Source organism: Arthrobacter sp. AOP36-A1-22 (assembly GCF_052377615.1).
Classification (GTDB): domain Bacteria; phylum Actinomycetota; class Actinomycetes; order Actinomycetales; family Micrococcaceae; genus Arthrobacter_H.
In genome coordinates, this window is sequence record NZ_JBQSWX010000008.1 from 17,545 (window position 1) to 40,142 (window position 22,598).

The following is a 22,598-nucleotide window of genomic DNA, read 5'->3' on the forward strand; positions in this document are numbered from 1 at the left end:
TTCTAGGGTGTGGTTCAGGTCACTGGCAAGCATGACGCCTAGCGGCGTGGCATGGCCATGTACTTGGTTTCAAGGAACTCCTCGATCCCGACCCGGCCGCCCTCGCGTCCGAGTCCCGAGGCCTTGATGCCGCCGAAGGGTGCCGCCGGATTGGAGACGATGCCCGTGTTCAGTCCGACCATTCCCACTTCGAGGGCATCCCCGACGCGGAAGGCCCGATCCAGGTCCTGGGTGAAGAGGTATCCGGCCAGCCCCCAGGGGGTGTCGTTGGCCATCGCCACGACCTCCTCCTCGGTCTGGAAGGGGATCAGCGGGGCCACGGGTCCGAAGATCTCCTCGGTCATCAGGTGGGCCGAGGGGTCCACGCCGGTGAGCACGGTGGGGGAGTAGAAGTAGCCGGCCCCCTCGGGGCGGGAACCGCCGCAGACCACGCGGGCGCCCTTGGCCACCGCGTCGTCCACCAGTTCCTGGACCTTGGTCAGTGCCTTGGGCTCGACCAGCGGGCCGACGTCGGTGCCGTCAAGGGCACCGTTGCCGACGGTGAGGGCCCCCAAACGCCGTGCGAGCTTGTCGGCGAATTCCTCGGCGACGGAGGACTGCACGAAGATCCGGTTCGCTGCGGTGCAGGCTTCGCCCATGTTGCGCATCTTCGCGGCGAACGCCCCTTCCACCGCACGGTCCAGATCGGCGTCCTCGAAGACGATGAGTGGTGCGTTTCCGCCCAGTTCCATCGACGAGCGCATGACGTTCCGGGCTGCCTGTTCCAGCAACCGGATGCCGACCCCGGTGGAACCGGTGAAACTGACCTTGCGGGCGATCCCCGATTCCATCCACGGGGTCACGACCTCGGAGGCGGATTTGGTGCACACCACGTTCAGCACCCCGGCGGGCAGACCCGCTTCGATCAGGATGTCCACCAGGGCCAGCGAGGACAACGGGGTCAGATTGGCTGGTTTGAAGACCATGGTGCAGCCGGCGGCGATGGCTGGACCGATCTTGCGGGTGCCCATCGCCAACGGGAAGTTCCAGGGGGTGACCAGCACGCAGGGCCCGACCGGTTCCTTGGAGACCATGATCCGGTTGGCCCCGTCCCCGGTGACCATCTGGTCCCCGCCGATGCGCACGGCCTCCTCGGAGAACCAGCGGAAGAACTCGGCGGCGTAGGCGACCTCGCCGCGGGCTTCGGCCAACGGCTTGCCCATCTCGGTGGTCATCACCAGGGCCAGCTCGTCCTGCCGGGCCATGATCAGGTCGTAGGCCCGGCGCAGGATCTCGCTGCGCACCCGCGGGGGTGTGGCGGCCCAGTCCTTCTGGGCGGCGCCGGCGGCCTCGATGGCCCGCCGGGCGTCATCGGCGTTGCCGTTGGCCACGGTGGTGATGACTTCCTCGGTGGCCGGGTTCACCACGTCGAAGCGCCGCCCGGAGGAGGATTCGACCCATTCACCGTTGATGAACAGGTCGGTGCTGATGCCCGAGACGGCACGACGGGCTGACTCGGCGACGGATGAGCTGGAGGTCTCGGTGGTCATGGGTGCTCCTTCGGGTGGGTGGTGGTACGTGCATGGTCGGTGGGTGGGGCGGGGTCGAGCAGTTCGGCCAGATGCAGGCCGCGGCGGCCGGCGTCGAGCTGGGCGACCTGCATGGTGCAGGAGAAGCCGTCGGCCAGGACCGGGACCTCCGCCGTGCTGTCGGCCATGGCAGGGGCCAAGGCCAGATCGGCGACCTTCATGCTGACCTCGTAGTGGTCGGCCTCGAAGCCGAAGTTCCCGGCGACCCCGCAACAGCCGGTGGCATCGGTGACCTCGGCGACGCCCAGGGCGGCCAGGGCCCGGCGTTGGACGGCGGCGCCGAAGACCGAGTATTCGTGGCAGTGGGTTTGCAGGACCACCGAGGCCGGGACGGGGGCCGCCGGCTCGGGGGTCCACCCGTCGGCGGCCAGGGCGGCGACATGTCCGGCGAAGCTCCGGATCCGGGCCGCGACCCGGCGGGCCGCCTCGGTGTGGACGAGTTCGGGCAGGTCCTTGGACAAGGCGGCGGCGCAGCTGGGCTCGATGACGACGATCGGGCGTTCGGTGCCGTCATCCAGGACGCGGGCCGCTTTGCTCAACAGGCGGCGGGCGGTGCCCAGCTGGCCGGTGGAGATATAGGTCAACCCACAGCAGGCCTCCGCCGAGCAGGTCACCGGCTCCCCGGTGCCGACCATCACGCGGGCCGCGGCCCCGGCGACCTCGGGGCGGAAGCCACGGCTGAAGGTGTCCACGAACAAGACGGCACCCGCGGTGCCCTGCCCGGCCCCGGCGTCGTTCCCCGCCGCGACCCGGGATCCCGGGGATCCGGAACCGGAGAGCGTGCGGGGCGGGCCGATGCGCCGGCGCGGTCCGGCGGCCAGGGCGGCGTCGACCTCGCGGCGCCAGGCCGCCCCGGAGGCGAAACGCGGCAGCGCCCGCTTGGTCGTCAGCCCGCCGGCGGCGGAGACGAGCTTGCCCAGCGGGGAGCCCATGACGGCGTTGACCAGCGGGGCGACCCGTCCGGTGATCTTGAGCCACCGCGGCAGCCAGCCCAGCGAGAAGTGCGAGAGCGGGCGCATCCGCCCGGCGTAGTAGTGGGAGAAGAACTCGGATTTATAGGTGGCCATGTCCACCCCGGTCGGGCAGTCGGTGGAGCAGGCCTTGCAGGACAGACACAGGTCCAGGACCTCGCGGACCTCCTTGGACTTCCAGCCCTCCTCGACGGTCTTCGCGCCGCGGACCATGTCCTGCAGCACGCGGGAACGGCCGCGGGTGGAGTCCTTTTCATCCCCGGTGGCCCGGTAGCTGGGGCACATCACCCCGCCGGTGGCCGAACGGCAGCGCCCGATCCCGATGCACCCCTGGACCGCGTGGACGAACGGATCGAGTCCGTCCCCGGTGGCGCCCGAGGCGGGGGTCAGATCGAAGCTGGTCCGCCACTGGCGTGCGGGCACCCCGGCCAGCAGCAGATTCTCGTCGAAGGCGTCGGGACTGGTCATCACCCCGGGGTTCAGCAGCCCCGTCGGATCCCAGATGGCCCGGAAGTCCTCGAAGGCGGTGAGCATTGCCGGGGAGTACATCAACGGCAGGAACTCCGAGCGGGCCCGCCCGTCACCGTGCTCGCCGGAGAGCGAACCACCATGGGAGACCACCAGCGCCGCGGCGGCCGCGGTGAATTCGCGGAAGACCTTCCGGCCGGCGTCGCTGCGCAGATCGTAGGTGATGCGCACGTGCATGCATCCGGCGCCGAAGTGCCCATACATGACCCCCTGGAGCCCGTGCTCGGCCAACAGATCACGGAAGTCGGAGAGGTAGTCTGCCAGGCGTTCGGGGGCGACGGCGGAGTCCTCCCAGCCGGGCCAGGATTCCCCGCCGGTGGACAGCCGGGCCGAGAGCCCGGCCCCGTCCTCACGGACCCGCCAGAGCGAGGCGCGTTCGGTGGTGTCGGGGACGACCCGGCCGTCGACCATCCGCCCGATGCCGCGCAGCCTTTCGAGCAGTTCGTCGGCCTGGGCCTGGACCGAGGCGGGGTCGGTGCCGTCCAGATCGATGTAGAGCCAGGCTTTGCCCTCGGGCAGCCCCGTGACGGAGTCCTCCCCGCGCCGTGACTTCATGGTGGCCACGATGGCGTCGTCGATGCCCTCGACGGCCGCCGGGGAGAACTCCAGGATCGTTTCGATGTCCCGGGCCGCCTCGACGACGTCCGGATAGCCGACACAGAGCAGCAGCGCGCTCGCCGGTTTCGGCACCAGGGCCATCCGGGCGCGGACGACCAGGGCGCAGGTGCCTTCCGACCCGACGAAGGCCCGGGCGATGTTGAAGCCCTTCTCCGGCAACAGGTGCTCCAGGTGGTAGCCGGAGACCTGGCGCTGGATCCGTCCCAGATCGGTGCGGAACCCGGCAAGGTTCTCCTGCGCCAGACCCTCCAGTGCTTCGGTCATCCCCGCAGCGCGACGCACCGCGGCGACGTCGTCCGCGTTCGTGGCGCGGATCCCGGTGGCGGTGGCCGTGAGCCGGATTCCCTCGACGGTGACCAGATCGATCTCCACGACGTGGTCGCTGGTGCGCCCGTAACGCACCGAGTGGTTCCCGCAGGCGTCGTTGCCGATGGCACCGCCGACGGTGGCCCGATTCTTCGAGGACGGGTCGGGGGCGAAGGTCAGCCGGCCGGAGGTGTGGGCCTCAATGCGGGTCGAGAGCGTGGCCAGCACCATCCCCGGTTCCACGTCGACCCACAGGTTCTCCTCGTCGATGGCCAGTAGGTCGTTGAAGTAGGGCGTGGTGTCCAGCACCAGACCCGGGCCCACCGCGTTGCCGGCCATCGAGGTGCCGCCGCCCCGCCCTGTGAGCGGAGTGCCGGTCCCGTGGCAGGCCTGGACGATCGCGGCCACCTGATCGGCGTCGTGCGGGAACACGACGCCGATCGGCTCCACCCGGTAGTTGGAGGCGTCATAGGAGTATTCGGACAAACGCCTCGGCGAGGTGTCGACCTCGATTCCCGCCTCGTGCAGGATGGCCGTCACGGCCGGGGGGCTCGGTGGTGCGATCTGGGTCACGGGGGGTGGATTCCTGTCTACGTCCGGCTTAGGGAGCGTTCGGTTACGGCGGAAAGTGCTGCCTCGAAGCGTTCCAGTCCGAGGGTGATCTCCTCGGCGGTGGCGACGAGGGCCGGGATCAGCCGCACGACGTTTCCGTGCGGGCCACAAGTCAGCGTGAGCAGACCGTGTGCGGTGGTCTCCTGCTGCAGGGCCGCCGCCGTCGCCGCGTCGGGGGCACGGTCGGCGGTGCTGAATTCGATGCCCTGCATCAGACCCAGTCCGCGCACGTCGCCGATCGCCGGGAACCGGGCCTGCAGATCCTTCAATCCGGCCTGCAGCTGGTCCCCGCGGATCCGGGAGTTCTCCACGAGCGACTCGTCCTCGACCACGGCCAGGGTCGCGACCCCGGCAGCGGCGGAGACCGCGTTGCCGCCGTAGGTTCCGCCCTGGGAACCGGGCCAGCCCTTGGACATCAGCTCGGTGGAGGCGGCGATGGCGGAGATCGGGAAGCCCGAGGCGATGCCCTTGGCGGTGATCAGGATGTCAGGGGTCGCGGTGGAGTGCTGGTGGCCCCAGAACTTTCCGGTGCGTCCGACGCCGGCCTGCACCTCGTCGATGATCAGCAGGATGCCGTGCTGGTCGGCCCGGGCGCGCAGACCCTCAAGGAAGCGCGGCGGGGTGGGCAGATAGCCGCCGTCGCCCAGCGCCGGTTCGATGATGAAGGCCGCGGTGTCGTTGGGCGCGGTACGGGTGGCCAGCAGGTAATCCAGTTCCTGCAGGGCGAAGTCGACGGCGGTGTCCACATCCCAACCGTAGCGGTAGGCATACGGGAAGGGGGCCATGTGGACCCCCGCCATCAGCGGGGCGAAGCCCGCGGAGAACCGGGTGCCGGCGCTCGTCAGCGAGGCCGCGGCCACGGTGCGTCCGTGGAAGCCGCCCTGGAAGGAGACGATGTTCGGCCGAGCGGTGGCCATGCGGGCCAGGCGGAGCGAGGCCTCGACCGCTTCGGCACCGGAGTTCGCGTAGAACACCGAGTCCAGTCCGGTCGGCAGCTTTTCGCCGAGTTTTTCGGTCAGTTCCAATAATGGCTGATGCATGACCGTGGTGTTCTGGGCGTGGATGATCTTGCCGCACTGTTCCTGGGCGGCGGCCACCACGCGCGGGTGGCAGTGGCCGGTGCTGGCCACCCCGATGCCGGTGGTGAAATCCAGGTACTCGTTCCCGTCCGTGCCGTAGATCCAGGAACCGAGGGCGTGGTCGACCACTACGGGGGTCGCTTGCTTCAACAGGGGGCTCAGTGAGGTCATATGCTCATCGTGGAGGCCCCCTCGGTAGATTGTCAACAATCTTTCGGGCCGGTAGCGTAGGTGACGTGAAACACGATGATTCCCCCCGTCCCCGCCTGGCACTGCTCACTGCCGCCGGCGTTCCCGAACCCCATAATCTGGCAGAGATCCGGGAGCGCGCCGACGTCGTCGTCACCGACGCCGATGGCCTGGCAGCGGCGCTCGAAGGCGCCGATGCCGTCCTGCTCTGGGACTTCTTCTCCTCCGCCCTCAGCGACGCCTGGCATGCCGCCGGCACGGTGGACTGGGTGCATGTCGCCGCAGCGGGCGTGGACGCCATGCTCTTCGACGGGCTGCGGAAGGCCCCGGTGACGCTGACCAACGCCCACGGGACGTTCTCCCAGCCAATCGCCGAGTTCGTGCTGGCGTCAGTGCTCGCCCACGATAAGCAGTTGCACCGCAGCAAGGCCCTGCAGCGCGAACGGACCTGGAAACACCGTGAACTCACCCGCACCGCAGGGTCCCGGGCCATTGTGGTGGGCACCGGGGGCATCGGGCGGGCCACCGCGCGGTTGCTGCGGGCCGTGGGACTACAGGTCGAAGGGGCCGGACGCAGACCACGGGACAACGACCCCGACTTCGGCACCGTGTACACCAGCGACCAGCTGGCGGACCGGGTGGGGGAGGCCGATCATCTGGTCATGGCCGCACCGCTGACCGAGGCCACCCGGGGTATCGTCAACGCCGAGGTGTTGGCCGCGATGAAACCCGGCGCCCATCTGGTGAACATCGGACGCGGGGCTTTGGTGGACGAACCGGCACTGATCGAGGCACTCCGGGCCGGGGAAATCGCCGCCGCGTCCCTGGACGTCGTCGCCGTGGAGCCGATGCCGGTGGACCACCCGTTCTGGGACATGGACCACGTGCACATCTCGGCTCATATGAGTGGGGACGTGCACGGATGGCGCGATGAACTGGCGGACCAGTTCCTGGCCAACCTCGATGCCTTTATCGCCGGCAGGGACTTGGCGAACGTGGTAGATAAGGACCGGGGCTACGTATCCACCGCGCCGGCGTCGTCCTAACGGCAGCCAGGAGCGATCCTGTGACCCATAGCAGCGCCCACTGGGCCAAGAAGAGTTCCGGCTAGTCCGCGAGCGGGGCCGGGGAAGGAGCTCGGCTCGCGGCGCACTGCGAAGCCGTGGGGGATGAGGTCGCGGGGCAGCTCGTCGGCCAGGCCTGTCAGGACGGTCCTGGACTTCTCTTGTCCAGTGTCCCGGTCGTAGCCGATGATGCGGAATTCGGAGCCATCGTTGTTATCCACCAGTTGGACGACTTCCGTGGGGGTGAACACCACCGTGGACGAGGCCGAGTCAGTGCTTTTCCCCTCTACGTCGAAACGGCGCGTCGTTTCTCCGGTTTCCAGGTCGGTGGAGAGTAGGGCGTTCTCCAGGAGTGTCTGCTGATACTCTCCGGTCTTCGCATCCCCACTGGATAGCACCGGTTTCGGTTCCCCCCAGGGCAGCTGAACCGACGTTGGAGATGAAGTAGACGTCGCCGTCCACGCAGGGTGCATCAGCGGCCACTGCGTTCTCGTTGGCGATGTTGCTGGTACCTGCTCCGTGCTCGGTGTGGTCCTTCGTTCCCGGTAACTGCGCGAGGATCATGGGCTCGGTTTCAGGGTCCCCGGTGGGTGAACAGGGGGCGGTGGCGCGGCTGGCCCCATAGACGATTTCGTCGCACTGGGCCGTTCCAGAAGAGGTGCCCCAGGTCCACGCCGTGGGTTCCTCCAAGATCCGTGCTCTATCGGCTGAGAGAGACCACGAACGTGGATTACCCGAGGTTGTCGACCTCAGTGGATGCCAAATCCTGTTTCGCCGAGCCGCCGACGCACCCGGTCATGGTCAGGGCCAGTGCGGTTCCCAGGGCGATGTTCCTGGCTCGAACTCGAGTCTTCCGGTGATGGTGCCGATCTCTTGGTGTGTGGGCGGCCGTAGCGGAGGACCGGGGGAATCGTTACTCGGCGATACCAACCAGCCGCGCCTGCAGGGAGCGGATCTCCGCGGTGAATTCAGGGACCGGGCCGATCACTTCAACGCCCGGGGCGACGGTGTTGATCGGCAACGGTGCCACCGGGCCGGCGGGAATGCCCCATTCGCGGTGCCAGGCGGTGAGTTGTTCGGAGCTGGAGGCCATCACGATGGTCCCCAACCCCACCCAGGCGTGGGCTGCGCTGCACATCGCGCAGTGTTCGCCCGAGGTGTAGACCACCGCCTCACGGCGTTCGGCCGGGCTGAGGTGATTTGCTGCCCACCGGGCGATGGCGATCTCGGGGTGGCGGGTGTCGTCGCCGTCCTTCACCCGGTTGCGGTCCTCGAAACGGACGGTGCCTGCCGCGTCGACCAGGACCGAGCCGAAGGGGTGGTCGCCGTCGTCCAGCGCCTCACGGGCCAGCTCCACGCAGCGGCGCAGATGGCCACGGGCGGTCTCATCCAGCCCGGGGTCATTGGTTCCGGTGCCGCGGTGGTTGCCAGCAGAAGTATTCGCGTCCATGCCGCCAACCTAACAGGAAAGGCCCGGCCTCCCTCGTGAGGGGGGGGAGGCCGGGCCCGTGACCTGCGGGAGGCTTTAGCGGCCGGAACCGCCGTGGACCGTTGCCTCGGTCTCACCATCGAGTTCGAAGGCTCCGTGGACGGCGCGCACCGCGGTATCGAGCAGCTCGGCGTCGGTGACCACGGAAATACGGATCTCCGAGGTGGAGATCATGTCCACGTTCACTCCGGCCTGGTGCAGGGCCTCGAAGAAGCGGTAGGAGACGCCGGGGTTCGACCGCATGCCGGCACCGATCAGCGAGAGCTTGCCGACCTGGTCGTTATAGGAGATCTCCTCGAAGCCGATATCGGCTCGGGCCGCTTCCAGAGCGGCCATGGCTTCGGCGCCCTCGGCGCTGGGCAGGGTGAAGGAGATATCCGTCTTGCCGGTTTCGGCCTTGGAGATGTTCTGCACGATCATGTCGATGTTGACGTTGGCGCCGGCGATCACGCCGAAGATCTCAGCAGCGGAGCCGGGGACGTCGGGGACGCCGACCACAGTGATCTTGGCTTCTGAACGGTCGTGGGCCACGCCGGAGATGATGGGCTGTTCCATGGTGTCTCCCTCTTGGAGCTTGATGTTGTCTTCGGGGCTGGGCAGCACCCAGGTTCCCTCATGGTCATTGAAGGATGAGCGCACGTGCAGTGGCACCCCGAAACGGCGGGCGTACTCGACGCAGCGCAGATGCAGGATCTTGGCTCCGTTGGCCGCCATCTCCAACATCTCCTCGCTGGAGATCACATCGATCTTCTGGGCGGCATGCACGATCCGCGGATCCGAGGTGTAGATCCCGTCGACATCCGTGTAGATCTCACAGGAATCGGCACCGAGGGCGGCGGCCAGGGCCACCGCGGTGGTGTCGGAGCCGCCGCGGCCCATCGTGGTGATGTTGTTGGATTCGCGGCTCATGCCCTGGAACCCGGCCACGATGGAGATGTAGCCGCGGTCGATGGCCTGGCGCACGCGATGCGGGGAGACATCGATGATGCGGGCCTTGCCGTGCACCGCATCGGTGATCATGCCGGCCTGGCTGCCGGTGAAGGACACCGCCTGGCTGCCGGAGGAGTTGATCGCCATGGCCAGCAGGGCCATGGAGATGCGCTCACCGGCGGACAAGAGCATGTCCATTTCGCGGGCGGGGGGTGAATCGGTGAGCTGATTGGACAGATCAAGCAGCTCATCGGTGGTGTCACCCATGGCCGAAACCACGGCGACGACGTCGTTCCCGGCCTCCTTGGTGGCGAGGATCCGGGCCGCGACGCGTTTGATGCCTTCGGCATCAGCGACCGACGAACCGCCGAACTTTTGGACAATCAGGCTCATGCGTTTGCACACTCCACGGTGTTGGGGACAAGACGGCCGGCCGCCGAGCCGGCCGGGCACATTCTTAACCAGTGTAACGAGGCTGCGGCGTGGTGCCGTGTTCGAGTGACTGTGAACCGTCATGATTCGCCCCGGGATCATCCCGTGGGGTGACTGCCCCTGCCACGAACCAACGTAGGATGATCGGCACGATCACGGGGCAGAAGCCACCGTGGCGCAGTCTGTCAGGAGGGGTGATGGGCATCCAGGAAACCCAGTACGACGGCGGTGCTCCGGCACGGACACCGGAGGCCGGAACGGGGGTGGTTGCCATCGGCTTGGCCCGCTCCTTCGGAACCATCCGCGCGGTCGAGGCCATGGATTTCACGGCGCGGCCCGGGGAAGTCACCGCATTGATCGGCCCCAACGGTTCGGGCAAGACCACTTTGCTGCTCATGCTTTCCTCGCTGCTGGCCCCCGATTCCGGGAGCATCAGCATCTGCGGCATCAATCCGGTCGATGATCCGCGGGCGGCCAGGGCCCGGCTCGGCTGGATGCCGGACACCCTGGGTGTCTGGGAGGAGCTGACCGTCCACGAGATCCTGGCGATGATGGGCCGGCTCTACGGAGCGTCCAAGGCCGATGCCGCCGCCCGGGCCCATGAGTTGTTGAAGCTGGTGAAGCTTGACGAATTCGCCTCCCGACCGGCCCGCGTCCTCTCCCGGGGACAACAGCAGAAACTTTCCCTGGCCAGGGCGTTGGTCAATGATCCACAGGTCCTGCTGCTGGACGAACCCGCCTCCGGGCTGGACCCGGGAGCCAGGATCGAACTGCGCACCCTGCTGCGTGAGCTGGCCGGGCGGGGACGCACCGTGGTGGTGAGCTCCCATGTGCTGGCCGAACTCGACGAGATGGCCGACCGGGCGGTCTTCGTTGCGGCCGGCCGGACCGTCAGCGAACAACGCGTCGACGATGCGGGGACCAGAGGGCGCCGCTATGCCATCGAAGCCCTGGACCGCGAAGCGCTGACCGACGCCCTGGAGCACGCCGGGATCGAATTCACCCTTCCGGCAGGAACCCGGCGGGCAGCGGCCGTGGTCCTCCTCGGGTCGGAGGCGGAAGCCGCGGCCCTGTTGCGCCAACTCGTCGCCGCCGGGGTGGCCGTAGTGGCCTTCGCGCCCGCCGCGGGGATCCTGGAGGAGTCCTATCTGCGCGCCGTGACCACCTCCTCGGATCCTTCCACCCGTCCAACACCAGCAGAGGAGCCCCGGCCATGAGTACCTCGACGACCACGCGCCGCCCCGACGACGAGGGCCGGGGCGGAGAACGGCGCAGTGGATCCGCACTGGGCTTCTGGGCGGGAGCCGGCACCGTCTTCCAACTGGAAAGCCGGCAGCGGATGCGCTCACGCGGCTGGTACGTGATGCTGGCCGTCTGGTTCGTCGTCACGGCACTGGTCGCCGGGCTGGCCGCGTGGACCGCCGGATCCGAAGAGGGTTTCGGGCAGGTCATGTTCGAGCTGGTCATCGGGTTCGTGCTGTTCTTCGGTCTGCTGGTGGCCCCGGCACTGTCGGCCAATACGATCACCGGCGACCGCGCCGGCGGGACCCTGGCCATCCTGCAGAACACCCTGCTCACCCCGGGGCAGATCCTCTGTGGAAAATGGCTGGCGGCCTGGGTTTCCTCGCTGGCCTTCCTGCTGGTCTCGGTCCCGATGATCATCTGGGCGATGACCTATGGGGACGTCTACCTTCCCGCCGTTCCGGTGCTGGTGCTGCTGACCGCGGTGGAACTGGGCATCGCCTGCGCGATCGGGGTGGGTATTTCCGCCCGCTCGGCACGGCCGCTGTTCGCGATCGTCGCCAGCTATCTGGTGGTGGCCCTGCTGGGGCTGGGAACGGTGATCATCTACGGGTTGAGCTTCCAACTGGTCAAGGGAACGGCCATGGCCTCCGAACAGATCTGGCCCGACGACCCCTGGGATGACGTCCAGTACAACGACCAAGGCGAAGCGGTGGACGCCCACGGGGAGGTCATCGAGGACCAGGAAGCCTACTTCGCCGAGATCGAGGAGAAGGCGGTGATGAACTACGACGGACAGGACTTCACCTGTGGCAAGTCACTGTCCCGGATCACCGTCTACCACACCGAACGGAACACGTGGCTGCTGGCGGCCAACCCCTTCGTGGTGGTCGCCGACGCGGCCCCGGTGAAGCCCCGGGCAGCAGCCGACGATTATTACGGGGAAGGGCCGATGGAGGCCGTCAGTTCCATCGTCCGTCAATCACAGCGCGGCGCCGCGGCGATGGACCCTTGCCTCGACGGGGTGAAACAGCCGGTGGTTGATGAGACCGACCTGGCCGGTACCGCCCCGCTTTGGCCGCTGGGTCTGGGAGTCCAGGTCGTGCTGGCCGCGGGGTTGCTGGAGTCGGGCCGTCGCCGGCTGCGTACTCCGGTGAAGAAGCTCGCGCGGGGGAGCCGGCTGGCATGAGAACGGCCGGGCCCCGTGAGGGGCCCGGCCGCAATGCTGCCGCGTGGGCGGTGGTATGGACGCGGGTGTTCCCATCCCCCCGGGAACACCCGCGCGACTAGCGGGTGCCGATGGTGTCTTCGCCGTCGCCGAGCACGGCGTGCAGGAAGTCCTTCGTGCGCTGGTGCTTCGGATCGCTGAACATGACCGAAGGCGAGGCCTCTTCAACGATCTTTCCACCATCGAACATCAGCACCCGGTTGGAGACATCACGGGCGAACTGCATCTCGTGGGTGACGATGAGCATGGTGATATCGGTGGTTTCGGCGATATTGCGCAGGATGCCCAGCACATCGCCGACGATCTCCGGGTCCAGGGCACTGGTGACTTCGTCCAACAGCAGGATCTCCGGGTCCATGGCCAGGGCCCGGGCAATGGCCACGCGCTGCTGCTGTCCACCGGAGAGCGACGTCGGGTGGGCGCCGGCCTTATCGGAGAGACCGACCCGTTCCAACAACTCCTTGGCCTTCAGCGTGGCCTCGCGCTTGGACTGTCCGAGCACATGCACCGGGGCTTCGATGATGTTCTCCACCACGGTCATGTTGGGGAAGAGGTTGAACTGCTGGAAGACCATGCCGATCCGTTGGCGGATGCGCTTCTGGTTCCTCTTGCTGACGGGGACCCGCTTGCCACCGCGTTCCTCGTGCGTCAGCGGCTCACCACCGACGAAGATGTATCCGCCGGTGAGCTCCTCCAACGTCATGACCAGACGCAGGATCGTGGTCTTGCCGGAACCCGAGGGACCGATGAGGGTGACCCTGTCGCCTTTCTGGACACTGAAGTTCAGGTCGTGCAGCACCACGTTGTCGCCGAAGGCCTTCTCGACATCGCGGAAGTCGATCACGGGGGAGCCAGCGCCGCCGGCACCTGCCGTCTGGGTGGCTGTTGACTCAGGTTTTGTAGGCAAGGCGCTTTTCAAATCTGCCAATGAGAAGTGAGGTCGGGTAGCTGGCCAGCAGGAAGATGATGCCCACCAGGGTGAACGCTTCGGTGTACCGGTAGGTGTCACCACCGTAGATCCTGGCGGCGTTGACCATGTCGACGACGCCGATGACCAGCAGATACGGGGTGTCCTTGAACATCGAGATCGCGTAGTTGCCCAAGGCGGGGATGGTCGCGCGCAGGGCCTGCGGGATGATGATCGCGGTCCAGGTCCGTAGCGTCGACATCGACAGGGCGGTGGTGGCTTCCCACTGCCCCTTGGGTACCGAATCAATGCCGGCCCGGTAGACCTCGGACATGTAGGTCGCGTAGTGGATCCCGTAGACGATCACACCGATCGTGATCAGATCCAAGGACAGGAAGGCGTAGGAGGCGAAGAGCAACTGGATGATGATCGGGGTCATCCGGATGACGTTCGCGATCCACTTCACCGCCTCGGACAGCGGACGGGGCAGAACCCGGATCGCCATGGCGATCACCAGCCCCAGGATCGAGGCGATCACGGTGCCCAGGACGGTGACCAACAGGGTCACCTTCACGAACTGCGTCAGCAGCGTGGGCAGGACTTCCGCGGCAGCGCTCCAGTGCCATTCGAAGGCGGCGGAAATGCCAATCATGAGGCACCTCCTGCCGGGGTGCTTGCCGGGGGCGCCGGGGAGAGTATCCGCCAGAGCGACTTGCCCTGGCCGAGCTTGTGCTTGGCCTGATGCTCCAGCGCGTTCATGAAGTACATGAGGACCAGGGCGAAGACGAAGTAACTCAGGATGCCGACCACTCCGTAGGTGAAGAGGGTTCCTGCCGTGCGTTTGACCTGTTCGAGCTGGTAGGTCAGATCGGCCAACGTGATGAATCCCACGATGGCGGTGCCTTTCATCAGGTGGACCAGCAGGCTGGATAACGAGGGGATCATCAGGGCCCAGGCCTGGGGGAAGATGATCCGGCGCATGCGTTGGATGGGACCGAGGCTCAGCGCGGTGGTGGCCTCCCACTGCCCCGTGGGTACTGCCTGGATCGAGCCGCGGACGACTTCGGCGGAGTACGCGCCGTAGTTCAGGCCTAGGGCCATCACCCCGACCAGCATCGGGTGGAGGTCAATGCCCAGCAGAGGCAGGACGAAGAAGAGCCAGAAGACCTGGACCACGAGGGAGGTCCCGCGGAAGAACTCGATGACGACGCGGGCGGGGATGCGGAATCCCTTGGCGGGGCTGGCTGCTGCCAGACCCAGGATCACGGCGAGGATGAAGGCGGCGATGGCGCCGAAGATCGTCAGCTCAATGGTGACTACGAGACCGTCGAGCAGGCGGGGCATGGCCTCGCCGATCGCGGCAAATTTCTCGTCCACGAGGGATGGGCTCCTTCTGGTGCGGGGGACGGGCTAGCAGCGCTGCGGCCGACCGAAAGGCCGGCCGCAGCGAGATGTTGCTATTACTCGTCGTCGGGAGCACCCTCACAGAGCTGTTCGGTGGTCATGTCCTTCGGCGGCAGGTTCTCTGCCGTGAAGCCGAATTCACCGACGACATCCAGGTAGGAGTCCTCGGATTCGGTGACCTTGGCCAGGCCCTCGTTGTAGGCCTCGCGCAGTTCGTCGTCGCCCTTGGCGAAGACGGTCGAGCCGGCACCGAGCTGCTTGACGCCGTCGATCTCCTGGACGAACGGGTCGCCGACGGAGATGTTGGCATCCGGGTTGTCCTTGGCCATGGTGGTCAGCGAGATCGCGGTCATGGCGAAGGCATCGGCGCGACCGTTGTCCACGGTGTCCATGCCCGTCTGTGCGTCGGGAACGGACTGGACCTTCAGACCCAGCGACTTCGCGTAGCCGGCTTCGATGCCGCCAGCGAGCACGGCGAGCTTGACCTTCTCACCGTTGTCCATCTTGGACTTGATCGTGTCGAGGTCGTCGAGACCCTTCGGGTTGTCCTTCTGGGTCATCACGGCCGTGGTGTACATGATTTCCGGATCGGCGAAGTCGGCCTCGGCGCAACGCTCGGGCAGGATCGACATGCCGGCACTGACGGCGTCGAAGCGTCCGGCCTTCAGACCGGGAATCAGTGAATTCCAGTCCACGAGCTTGGAATCGACCTTGTCGATGCCCATGTCGCCGAAGATCTTCTCGGCCAGCGCGATGGTTGCGCCGGTGGGCTTGCCGTTCTCTTCATAGGAATAGGGGACCTCGCCGGCGATGGCAACGGTGATGGAGCCCTGGTCCTTCAGCTCCTGCAGGTGGCCGGACCCGGCCTCCACGGCGCCGCTTTCGCCGCCTGCTTCGCTGTCGGTGGTCGTGGAACCGCCACAACCGCTCAGGGCGAGGGAAGCGGAAGCAAGGACGGCGCCGGTGGCCAGCAGGGACCTGCGACGGATACTGCGGATCATGGTGTACCTCTTTCAGGGATGCATTGACCGGAAGGCGACGGTCCAGCCTCCCCCTAGGAGAACGGACCGACGTCGGGCGGACCCGACCGGTTGGTACTGAGTGGTGTGAATCACGCTAGTCATGAAATAGTCAATTGACAATCCGATTTTCCAGACGTTGGATTGTCAACAATCAAGGTTCGATGATGCCTAAACCGCGGAATCCCGCGGAATTTGGGTCCTTCAGCTCAAGAAAAAGTCCGTGAAGTACTCCACAATCACGATTAAGTTACGATCGAACACCCGCGAATGCGGTGGCATGCCCCTCACAGGGACCAGTCGTCGCACTCCGAGGGCGGCAGAGAGGGAACTTCCAATGCCCATGGGGCACCACTCAACGGCACCGAACATGGCACGGGTGCAACGGTCTTCCACGGTCGACCTGATCACCACCGAGCTGCGCAATGCGATCTATGAAGGACTACTTCTGCCGGGAAGCCAACTCCATGAGTCGATCGTTGCCCAACAACTGGGCGTGAGCAGGGGATCCCTGCGTGAATCCGCCCAACGACTGGTCCAGGACGGGCTGCTGATCGCCCGCCCGGGACAGGGGCTGAAGGTGGCCACGGTCGGCGTCGACGATCTGGAGTCCCTCTACGCGGCCCGTCTGGTCATCGAAGGGGCCGCTCTACGCACCCTGGCCGGGCTTGCGGGCCGCGATGCCAGAAGGGGGCGCCTGGCTACCGTCATGGCGCTGCTGGAACGGCTGGAACATTGGGAAGCCGGGAAGGAGGTTCCCGGGTCCCCGCGCGCCATCGGGGACACGGACCTGGATTTGCATTTTGAAACAGTACGGGCCGCCGGGAATCTACGGATGGCCCACTACATGACGTCATTGGTCATGGAGACCCGGATCGCCAGCCTGGGACACCCGAGGGGCTATATCGTGCGCACCGACGTGGGGGAGGTGCATCGACAGCGTCTGGAGCTGGTGCTTTCGGGGCGGGGGGACGCCGCGGTGGAGCAGCTCAGCGAACACTTCCGGGACACCCTGGACCGGCTGACCGGGCGGGCAGCTGCGACGGTGGCCACGGCCGCCGTCGAACAGCCCGGAAAGGGCCAGCAGTTGGGACCCATCGCGACCTGAGCGCTTCCACGGGTGGAGCCGGTACCACCGGGCACCTATGCAGGAAACCCATGCCGAGCCGCGCCGGAACCGCTGCCGGGGATCCGGCCCCCGTGGCAGGAACCGACCAATCGGTCCAGGGGGTAGCCGGGACCGGGCAGGTCAGGACATGACGCGGCGGCCTTCGAAGGCCCGACCCAGGGTGACCTCGTCGGCGTATTCCAGATCCCCGCCCACGGGAAGCCCGGAGGCCAGACGGGAAATCTTGATGCCGATGGTGGAGAGCATGCGGGCCAGGTAGGTGGCCGTTGCTTCGCCTTCGAGGTTCGGGTCGGTGGCGATGATGACCTCGGTGATCTTGTCGTCGTGCAACCGTCCGAGCAGTTCGCGGATGTGCAGCTGGTCCGGCCCGATCCCCGCGATCGGGTTGATGGAGCCGCCGAGCACGTGGTAGCGACCGCGGAAGGAGCGCGTGCGTTCGACCGCCATGACGTCCTTGGACTCCTCGACCACGCACAACACGGTGTCCTCACGGCGCGGATCACGACAGATGCTGCAGGTCTCGGATTCGGTGACGTTGAAGCAGACCGTGCAGAACTTCACCTTGTCCTTGACCGCACGGATGGCATCAGCGAGCCGGTTCATGTCCTCCCGATCGGCTTCCAGGACGTGGAAGGCGATGCGTTGGGCGGATTTGGGCCCGATGCCGGGCAGCCGACCGAACTCGTCGATCAGCTCTTGGACTGCACCTTCGTACACGAAACCTCACACTGCAAAGTCGGATGACGGCTCCGGGGGAACCTAGATGATCGGGGTGCCGTCGTGGTTGCGCTCCTCGATCAGGCGGCCGTTGAGCAGGCGTTCGATCGCCGGACGGCCGACCATCCCGGATTCCTCGATGGAGATGTCATCGTCGCTGGGAATGTCCTCAACGTACGTCGATTCTACGTCCGTCCGGGGCTCCGGGGGTGTTGCCCCGCCGCCGGAGGCCATTCCTGGGGCGGACGGGGCGGACTGGTCCTTCATCCGGGCCTGGTTCAACAGCTGCTGGTACCGGCTCATCGGCTTATCGGAAACGGGCTGCGGAGCCTCCCGTTCGGGCACGGCAGGGGCCGAAGGCGGGGGGACGGCCCCGGGAGCCGGGGCCACTGGTGCCCCGAAGCCAGCCGGTGCCGGGGCTGCTGGTGTCACCGGATCGGTGGGGGCGGGGGCCGCGGGCGTGGCAGCACCTGCAGGTGCCGGGGCCGCCGGAGCAGGGGACTCTGCCGGTGTCGGGGCTGCCGGTGCGGGGGCGGCCGGAGCGCCGGCTTCCCGGGGTGCCGGTGCCGTCGCCGAGGGGGCGGCGTCGACGGGCGCAGGTGCAGGTGCGGCCGGCTCCGGACGCTGCCAGGTCTCGCCCTCCGGGGCGGTGGCCCGAGGAGTCGGGGGGTCGGCCGGTGGCGCGGCGGGTCCGGCGGGCTCGTCCCAGGGGGCCACCGGTACGGTGTCGCTGCCCCAGTCGTAGCCGCCGTCGTCCTCGGGCTCCGGGCCGAAGTCCGCGGGCCCCTCATCGGGGGTCTGCGAGGGGGCGCCGGGTGAAGGTCGGGGGCTCGGCGCTGCGGCTCGATGCTGGCGCAAGGCCGCGGCCGGGCCCGAGGCGGCCGGGGCCTGGGCCTGGGGACTGCTGTCCCCGGGAGAAGGTGCTGCCGGAGGTCGGGCCGCGGGGGCCGGCTCCGCGGATGCCGGGCCGGGGGTGTCCCGGCCCTGGGGTGCCTGCTGCGCGGGCGCGGGCCGGCTGGGCGTGGAGCGGGCGGGCGTGGGTGCTGCCGGAGCGCTGTTCGTCGCTACCGGGCCGCGGGACGCCGGCGCGGGCCGGCGCTCAGCTTTTGGGCCCGAACCACCCGCCGGAACGGAACCCCCGCCGGTGATGACGATCTCGGGTGCGACACCCAGGATGTGATTGATGGCGCCCCGGAGCAGGTCGGTGTTCTCCTGCTTGGCGGCAAAGGCCTTCATCGGTCCCGGGTTGGCGAAGGCGACCGTCAAGGTCCGTCCGTCGAATCCGGCCAGCGAGGCGTGCGGTTGGATCGTCATCCACACGAACTTCTTCTCCTGGCGCAAGGCGTCCATGATTTCCGGCCAGGCCCGGCGGAACATCTCCACCGTGCCGGCCGCGCCTCCGGCGGCGGGTTCCTCGGCGGCTGGTTCTTCAGTGGCAGGTTCCTGCGCGGCTGCCGGTTCGTTGACCGGCGCCGGGGGTTCTTCCGGAGCCCCGGAGGAGGCGGGTACGTGCTGTTCCGGGGCCGCGGAGGGCGGGGCAGCAGTTGTGGGCCCGGCGGGTGGCGCCTCGGCAGGCGGTGATGGTTGCTCGTCGACGGGACCCCAGGCACCCCAGTCGGCCGCAGACTCCTGCGGCGTGGTGGTGGATTCGGTGGCTGCCGCCGGGGCGTCCGGTGCCGGGGCAGCGGTTTGGGGCTCGGCCGGCGGCGGGGTGGCTGCCGGTTCGGTGGGGCGCGGTGCCGCGCCGTGCGGTTCGGTGGCCGCCGGCGTGGAGGCGACGGTGGGGGTCGGCTCCACGGCCTGGGGAGCGGCCTGGGCAGCGGCGGGTTGCTGGGGCTCGGGGGTGGCCGGCTGGTCCTTGCCGCGGGCGGCCCGCAATGCTTCGCGGGCCGCGGCCGCCCCCTGGGGGCCGGGTGTGAACTCGAAACCCGTGGCGGCCCGGGGCGTGCCGGCATCGGGGGCCGGGGCGTCGGCCGCTGGCTGGCCGGCCGGGACCTCGGGAACGTCCCCGGCGTAGCTGAGGCGGCGTTCGATCCGGTCCACCCGGGCATTGACGCCGCGCTCGGTGGCATCCGAGGCCGGCAGCAGCAGCCGGGCGCACAGCAGTTCGAGGTGCAACCGCGGGCTGGTGGCCCCGGTCATCTCGGTCAGGGCCTGGTTGGTGACGTCGGCGCTGCGGCTGAGTTCGGCATGGCCCAGCAGTGTGGCCTGCTGGGTCATGCGGTGCAACTGGTCCTCGGGCAACCCGCGGATGACGTGGGAGGCGTCTTCGGGCATCGCCTTGACGATGATCAGGTCACGGAAGCGCTCGAGCAGGTCCTCGACGAAACGGCGTGGATCATGCCCGGTCTGGATGACCCGGTCCACCGCCGAGAAGACGGTCGCCGCGTCCTGGGCGGCCATGGCGTCCACGACGTCGTCCAGCAAGGTGGCATGGGTGTACCCGAGCAGGGACACGGCCAGTTCGTAGTCCAGCCCCTCGACCCCGGCGCCGGCCATCAGCTGGTCCAGCACCGAGAGGGAATCGCGCACCGAACCGCCGCCGGCCCGAATGACCAGCGAGAGCACCCCGGGGGCCACGGGCATCTCCTCCTGGGCGCAGAGCCGCTCGAGGTAGGCCATCAGGGGTTCGGGCGGGACGAGCCGGAACGGGTAATGGTGCGTGCGGGATTTGATGGTCCCGATGACCTTGTCCGGTTCGGTGGTCGCGAAGATGAATTTGATGTGCTCCGGCGGCTCCTCGACGATCTTGAGCAGCGCGTTGAAGCCGGCCGAGGTCACCATATGGGCCTCGTCGATGATGAAGATCTTGTACCGGTCGCGGACCGGGGCGAAGGTGGCCCGTTCGCGCAGGTCGCGGGCGTCGTCGACGCCGCCGTGGGAGGCGGCATCGATTTCGATGACATCGAGTGAACCGGATCCGCCGGTGGCCAACTCCAGGCAGCTGTCGCAGGTGCCGCAGGGATCCGCCGTCGGACCCTGGGCGCAGTTCAGGCAACGGGCCAGGATCCTGGCCGAGGTGGTCTTGCCGCAACCACGCGGACCCGAGAAGAGGTAGGCATGGTTCACCCGGTTCTTCGACAGGGCAGCCATCAACGGGGTGGTGACATGCTCCTGCCCGATCACGTCCGCGAAGGCGTCCGGACGGTAACGACGGTAAAGGGCTGTACTCACGAGTCGAAGCCTATCCGTTCCGCCGGGCTCATTGCATCCCCGAGGTGTCCGCGGTGAACCCGCCGAACACCCACGGTTCGAGGGGAAGGCCGGCGGGGTCGAAGGAGTCCAGCGCGGCGGCCAGCGGACCACCGGGAAGCCCCAACGATTCCAACAGCAGGGACCGCACCCGGGGCGGGGGGACGCCGTCGTGGTCCAGCTGCGCCAACGTGACCGAACCGTCCCGTTTGGCCAGGCGTCGGCCCTGGTCGTTCAGGACCAGCGGCACGTGCCCGTACTCCGGCAGTTCCGTGCCGTGGAAGTCTCCGGCCAGCCCGGATAGCAGGGTGGCCAGGTACCCCTGCCGTGGGGTGGAGGGCAACAGATCGTCACCGCGGACCACCTGATCGATCCCCTGCAGGGCGTCGTCGACCACGACGGCGAGGTTGTAGGCGGGGACCCCGTCGTTGCGGACGACGACGAAGTCATCCACGACCCCGGTGTATTCCCCGTGCAGGACATCGGTGATGGTGAACTGCACGACGTCGGTGCGCAACCGCAGCGCCGCCGGACGCGTGGCCCGGCGGCTGGCCCGTTCGGCCCGGCCCAACCCGCGGCAGGTGCCCGGATAGGCCCCGGGGGCGGCATGGGGGGCCGAGGGGGCCTCGGCGATATCGCGGCGGGTGCAGAAGCATTCATAGAGCAGACCGGCCGCCTCCAGGGCGTCGATGGCCGCACGGTAGCCCTCGGGGCGTTCGCTTTGGCGGACCGCGGGGCCGTCCCAGTCGATGCCGATGGCGCGCAGATCGGCCAACTGGAGTTCCTCGGCGCCGGCCCGGGCACGGTCCAGGTCCTCCACCCGCAGCAGGAAGTCCCGGCCGGTGGAGCGGGCGAAGAGCCACGCGAGCACGGCGGTGCGCAGGTTCCCCACATGCAGTTCACCCGAGGGGCTGGGGGCGTAACGGCCGGCACCCATGGTGGCCTCCTCAACGCGCGGCGGTGGGAAAAGTAAAGACCCCTCATGCACCTGCCAGAGCCCACCTACCCTTGCTACCTTCCGGTCCTGGGGGAGTTCGACGGGATGACACCACATGAGGGGCCGACAAATAGTGTACCTGAAAACGGCTGCGACCCGAGCCGGGATCAGCCCTCCCCGTCGCGCTCGGACTTCACTGCGTCGGCCACGACCCGGGTTTCGGGGGAGTAGGCGTAGAGGTGCCCGCCGTCGAAGGAGACCCACCACTTCCCGCAGAGGTGCGTCGTCTCCTGCTCTTGTCCTGCCGGCCACCAGTCGACCTCCAACAGGGGGCTGCGGTGCAGCGCGTCGGCGTCGTCGGCGGCCTCGGCCTTCGAACGCCCCTCCCGGACCAGACCGCCTTCGATCTCGCTGGCCGTCGGCGATCCGGGGGTCTTCAGCCCGAGGCAGGATTCCGGCAGGGTGGTGTCGGGGACGTCCATGACGATGAGGCGTTCATGACCGGTGGTGCGCTGTTCCTCCTGGATGGCCGAAGCCTGCTCCGGGACCCACGAGGGCAGGACCTGCTCGGCGGAGGGCTCCTGGAGGTTGGTGAATTCGTAGCTCTCGGCTTTGTCGTATCGGTCGCCGCCCATCGAGGAGAGGTCGCTGCAGCCGGTAGCTGCACAGAGGACGACGCCGAGGCCTGCGGTGGCTCCGAGGAGCCGGGTGGTGGAGATCGGTGTGGATTTCATGCTCCCCACGCTATGGAGCGTCCCCGGGCCCGCGGATCGGGCCGTGGGCCCCATTGCCGCCTGCCGTGGTCATCCCGCCGGATGACCGTGGAGGGGCCGGCGCGGCAGGGGCCGGTACCCCGATTCGGCCTGTGGCGATTCTTCCGGTAGTCTGGAGCCTGCTCTTTTGGGCAATCTGGAGGATTCGCCTAGCGGCCTATGGCGCACGCCTGGAACGCGTGTTGGGTTCACGCCCTCGGGGGTTCAAATCCCCCATCCTCCGCGGATGCAGAAGCGGCCTCGACATCGAGAATGTCGGGGCCG

The 22,598-nt window shown here is 67.9% G+C and carries 18 protein-coding genes, 1 tRNA gene and 1 other RNA gene; 5 read left to right on the top strand and 15 right to left on the bottom strand.

The window, feature by feature from the left end:
• Positions 1-38: 38 nt before the first annotated feature.
• Genes ACT3S2_RS06735 through ACT3S2_RS06745 form a run of 3 tightly spaced genes read right to left on the bottom strand, consistent with a single transcriptional unit; the run spans position 39 to position 5,853 of the window.
• Positions 39-1,529: an NAD-dependent succinate-semialdehyde dehydrogenase gene (locus ACT3S2_RS06735; protein WP_444554522.1), complete on the bottom strand. Its 1,491-nt coding sequence runs from the start codon at positions 1,527-1,529 to the stop codon at positions 39-41.
• Positions 1,526-4,564: an FAD-binding and (Fe-S)-binding domain-containing protein gene (locus ACT3S2_RS06740; protein ID WP_444554523.1), complete on the bottom strand. Its 3,039-nt coding sequence runs from the start codon at positions 4,562-4,564 to the stop codon at positions 1,526-1,528. Before ACT3S2_RS06740 ends, ACT3S2_RS06735 begins: the two co-directional genes overlap by 4 nt.
• Before the next feature lie 17 nt (positions 4,565-4,581).
• Positions 4,582-5,853 carry an aspartate aminotransferase family protein gene (locus tag ACT3S2_RS06745; RefSeq protein WP_444554524.1) on the bottom strand — a complete coding sequence of 424 codons (1,272 nt, stop codon included), beginning with the start codon at positions 5,851-5,853 and terminating at the stop codon, positions 4,582-4,584.
• A 65-nt stretch (positions 5,854-5,918) separates the two neighbouring features.
• Between ACT3S2_RS06745 and ACT3S2_RS06750 the strand changes: the two genes are divergently transcribed.
• The gene (locus ACT3S2_RS06750) at positions 5,919-6,917 is read left to right on the top strand and encodes a D-2-hydroxyacid dehydrogenase (protein WP_444554525.1); all 999 of its coding nucleotides are present in this window, start codon (positions 5,919-5,921) and stop codon (positions 6,915-6,917) included.
• On the opposite strand, the gene ACT3S2_RS06755 is transcribed toward ACT3S2_RS06750, so the two are convergent.
• From ACT3S2_RS06755 to ACT3S2_RS06765, 3 genes are all read right to left on the bottom strand, one after another.
• Complete coding sequence (locus tag ACT3S2_RS06755; RefSeq protein WP_444554526.1) at positions 6,914-7,333, bottom strand: hypothetical protein; 420 nt, start codon at positions 7,331-7,333, stop codon at positions 6,914-6,916. The two genes, ACT3S2_RS06750 and ACT3S2_RS06755, sit on opposite strands and share 4 nt — an antisense overlap.
• A gap of 515 nt (positions 7,334-7,848) precedes the next feature.
• Complete coding sequence (locus tag ACT3S2_RS06760; protein ID WP_444554527.1) at positions 7,849-8,385, bottom strand: nucleoside deaminase; 537 nt, start codon at positions 8,383-8,385, stop codon at positions 7,849-7,851.
• 75 nt (positions 8,386-8,460) lie between these two features.
• A complete protein-coding gene (locus tag ACT3S2_RS06765; RefSeq protein WP_444554528.1) occupies positions 8,461-9,747 on the bottom strand; it encodes an aspartate kinase in 1,287 nt (428 codons plus the stop codon).
• Between the two features lie 236 nt (positions 9,748-9,983).
• On the opposite strand from ACT3S2_RS06765, the gene ACT3S2_RS06770 reads away from it, so the two are divergent.
• Both ACT3S2_RS06770 and ACT3S2_RS06775 read left to right on the top strand, forming a co-directional pair.
• Complete coding sequence (locus ACT3S2_RS06770) at positions 9,984-11,003, top strand: ABC transporter ATP-binding protein (protein WP_444554529.1); 1,020 nt, start codon at positions 9,984-9,986, stop codon at positions 11,001-11,003.
• Positions 11,000-12,217: an ABC transporter permease gene (locus tag ACT3S2_RS06775; RefSeq protein ID WP_444554530.1), complete on the top strand. Its 1,218-nt coding sequence runs from the start codon at positions 11,000-11,002 to the stop codon at positions 12,215-12,217. The genes ACT3S2_RS06770 and ACT3S2_RS06775 overlap by 4 nt, the downstream gene beginning before the upstream one ends.
• Positions 12,218-12,314: 97 nt before the next feature.
• Here ACT3S2_RS06775 and ACT3S2_RS06780 read toward each other — a convergent pair whose 3' ends face one another.
• The 4 genes from ACT3S2_RS06780 to ehuB all read right to left on the bottom strand — a co-directional run bounded on the left by ACT3S2_RS06780 (position 12,315) and on the right by ehuB (position 15,568).
• The gene (locus ACT3S2_RS06780) at positions 12,315-13,100 is read right to left on the bottom strand and encodes an amino acid ABC transporter ATP-binding protein (RefSeq protein WP_444554562.1); all 786 of its coding nucleotides are present in this window, start codon (positions 13,098-13,100) and stop codon (positions 12,315-12,317) included.
• A 46-nt stretch (positions 13,101-13,146) separates the two neighbouring features.
• Positions 13,147-13,815, bottom strand: coding sequence for an amino acid ABC transporter permease (locus ACT3S2_RS06785; RefSeq protein WP_444561449.1), 669 nt, complete (start codon positions 13,813-13,815; stop codon positions 13,147-13,149).
• On the bottom strand, positions 13,812-14,540 hold the full coding sequence (gene ehuC / locus ACT3S2_RS06790) for an ectoine/hydroxyectoine ABC transporter permease subunit EhuC (protein ID WP_444554532.1): 729 nt from the start codon (positions 14,538-14,540) through the stop codon (positions 13,812-13,814). The genes ACT3S2_RS06785 and ehuC overlap by 4 nt, the downstream gene beginning before the upstream one ends.
• Positions 14,541-14,623: 83 nt before the next feature.
• Positions 14,624-15,568 carry an ectoine/hydroxyectoine ABC transporter substrate-binding protein EhuB gene (gene ehuB, locus ACT3S2_RS06795; protein WP_444554533.1) on the bottom strand — a complete coding sequence of 315 codons (945 nt, stop codon included), beginning with the start codon at positions 15,566-15,568 and terminating at the stop codon, positions 14,624-14,626.
• A 355-nt stretch (positions 15,569-15,923) separates the two neighbouring features.
• On the opposite strand from ehuB, the gene ACT3S2_RS06800 reads away from it, so the two are divergent.
• Complete coding sequence (locus ACT3S2_RS06800; protein ID WP_444554534.1) at positions 15,924-16,694, top strand: GntR family transcriptional regulator; 771 nt, start codon at positions 15,924-15,926, stop codon at positions 16,692-16,694.
• 141 nt (positions 16,695-16,835) lie between these two features.
• Here the strand turns inward: ACT3S2_RS06800 and recR are convergent, their stop codons facing one another.
• The 5 genes from recR to ACT3S2_RS06825 all read right to left on the bottom strand — a co-directional run bounded on the left by recR (position 16,836) and on the right by ACT3S2_RS06825 (position 22,295).
• The gene (gene recR, locus ACT3S2_RS06805) at positions 16,836-17,432 is read right to left on the bottom strand and encodes a recombination mediator RecR (RefSeq protein WP_444554535.1); all 597 of its coding nucleotides are present in this window, start codon (positions 17,430-17,432) and stop codon (positions 16,836-16,838) included.
• 42 nt (positions 17,433-17,474) lie between these two features.
• The gene (locus ACT3S2_RS06810) at positions 17,475-20,606 is read right to left on the bottom strand and encodes a DNA polymerase III subunit gamma and tau (RefSeq protein WP_444554536.1); all 3,132 of its coding nucleotides are present in this window, start codon (positions 20,604-20,606) and stop codon (positions 17,475-17,477) included.
• Between the two features lie 28 nt (positions 20,607-20,634).
• Positions 20,635-21,561 (bottom strand): tRNA glutamyl-Q(34) synthetase GluQRS, encoded by a 927-nt coding sequence (gene gluQRS, locus ACT3S2_RS06815; protein ID WP_444561450.1) that lies wholly within the window; start codon positions 21,559-21,561, stop codon positions 20,635-20,637.
• A gap of 31 nt (positions 21,562-21,592) precedes the next feature.
• An RNA gene (ffs, locus tag ACT3S2_RS06820) (signal recognition particle sRNA small type) lies at positions 21,593-21,689 on the bottom strand.
• A 39-nt stretch (positions 21,690-21,728) separates the two neighbouring features.
• A complete protein-coding gene (locus tag ACT3S2_RS06825; protein ID WP_444561451.1) occupies positions 21,729-22,295 on the bottom strand; it encodes a hypothetical protein in 567 nt (188 codons plus the stop codon).
• Between the two features lie 177 nt (positions 22,296-22,472).
• Here ACT3S2_RS06825 and ACT3S2_RS06830 point away from each other — a divergent pair.
• Positions 22,473-22,557 (top strand) — tRNA-Ser (locus tag ACT3S2_RS06830).
• The last annotated feature ends 41 nt before the right edge of the window (positions 22,558-22,598 follow it).

What these genes read in the sequence shown, in the direction of transcription:
- ACT3S2_RS06770 (WP_444554529.1), top strand. Translation starts at nt 9,984, where the DNA reads ATGGGCATCCAGGAAACCCAGTACGACGGCGGTGCTCCGGCACGGACA.
- ehuB (WP_444554533.1), bottom strand. Translation starts at nt 15,568, where the DNA reads ATGATCCGCAGTATCCGTCGCAGGTCCCTGCTGGCCACCGGCGCCGTC.
- ACT3S2_RS06765 (WP_444554528.1), bottom strand. Translation starts at nt 9,747, where the DNA reads ATGAGCCTGATTGTCCAAAAGTTCGGCGGTTCGTCGGTCGCTGATGCC.
- gluQRS (WP_444561450.1), bottom strand. Translation starts at nt 21,561, where the DNA reads ATGGGTGCCGGCCGTTACGCCCCCAGCCCCTCGGGTGAACTGCATGTG.
- ACT3S2_RS06785 (WP_444561449.1), bottom strand. Translation starts at nt 13,815, where the DNA reads ATGATTGGCATTTCCGCCGCCTTCGAATGGCACTGGAGCGCTGCCGCG.
- ACT3S2_RS06735 (WP_444554522.1), bottom strand. Translation starts at nt 1,529, where the DNA reads ATGACCACCGAGACCTCCAGCTCATCCGTCGCCGAGTCAGCCCGTCGT.
- ACT3S2_RS06745 (WP_444554524.1), bottom strand. Translation starts at nt 5,853, where the DNA reads ATGACCTCACTGAGCCCCCTGTTGAAGCAAGCGACCCCCGTAGTGGTC.
- ACT3S2_RS06825 (WP_444561451.1), bottom strand. Translation starts at nt 22,295, where the DNA reads ATGAAATCCACACCGATCTCCACCACCCGGCTCCTCGGAGCCACCGCA.
- ACT3S2_RS06800 (WP_444554534.1), top strand. Translation starts at nt 15,924, where the DNA reads ATGCCCATGGGGCACCACTCAACGGCACCGAACATGGCACGGGTGCAA.
- ACT3S2_RS06760 (WP_444554527.1), bottom strand. Translation starts at nt 8,385, where the DNA reads ATGGACGCGAATACTTCTGCTGGCAACCACCGCGGCACCGGAACCAAT.
- ACT3S2_RS06775 (WP_444554530.1), top strand. Translation starts at nt 11,000, where the DNA reads ATGAGTACCTCGACGACCACGCGCCGCCCCGACGACGAGGGCCGGGGC.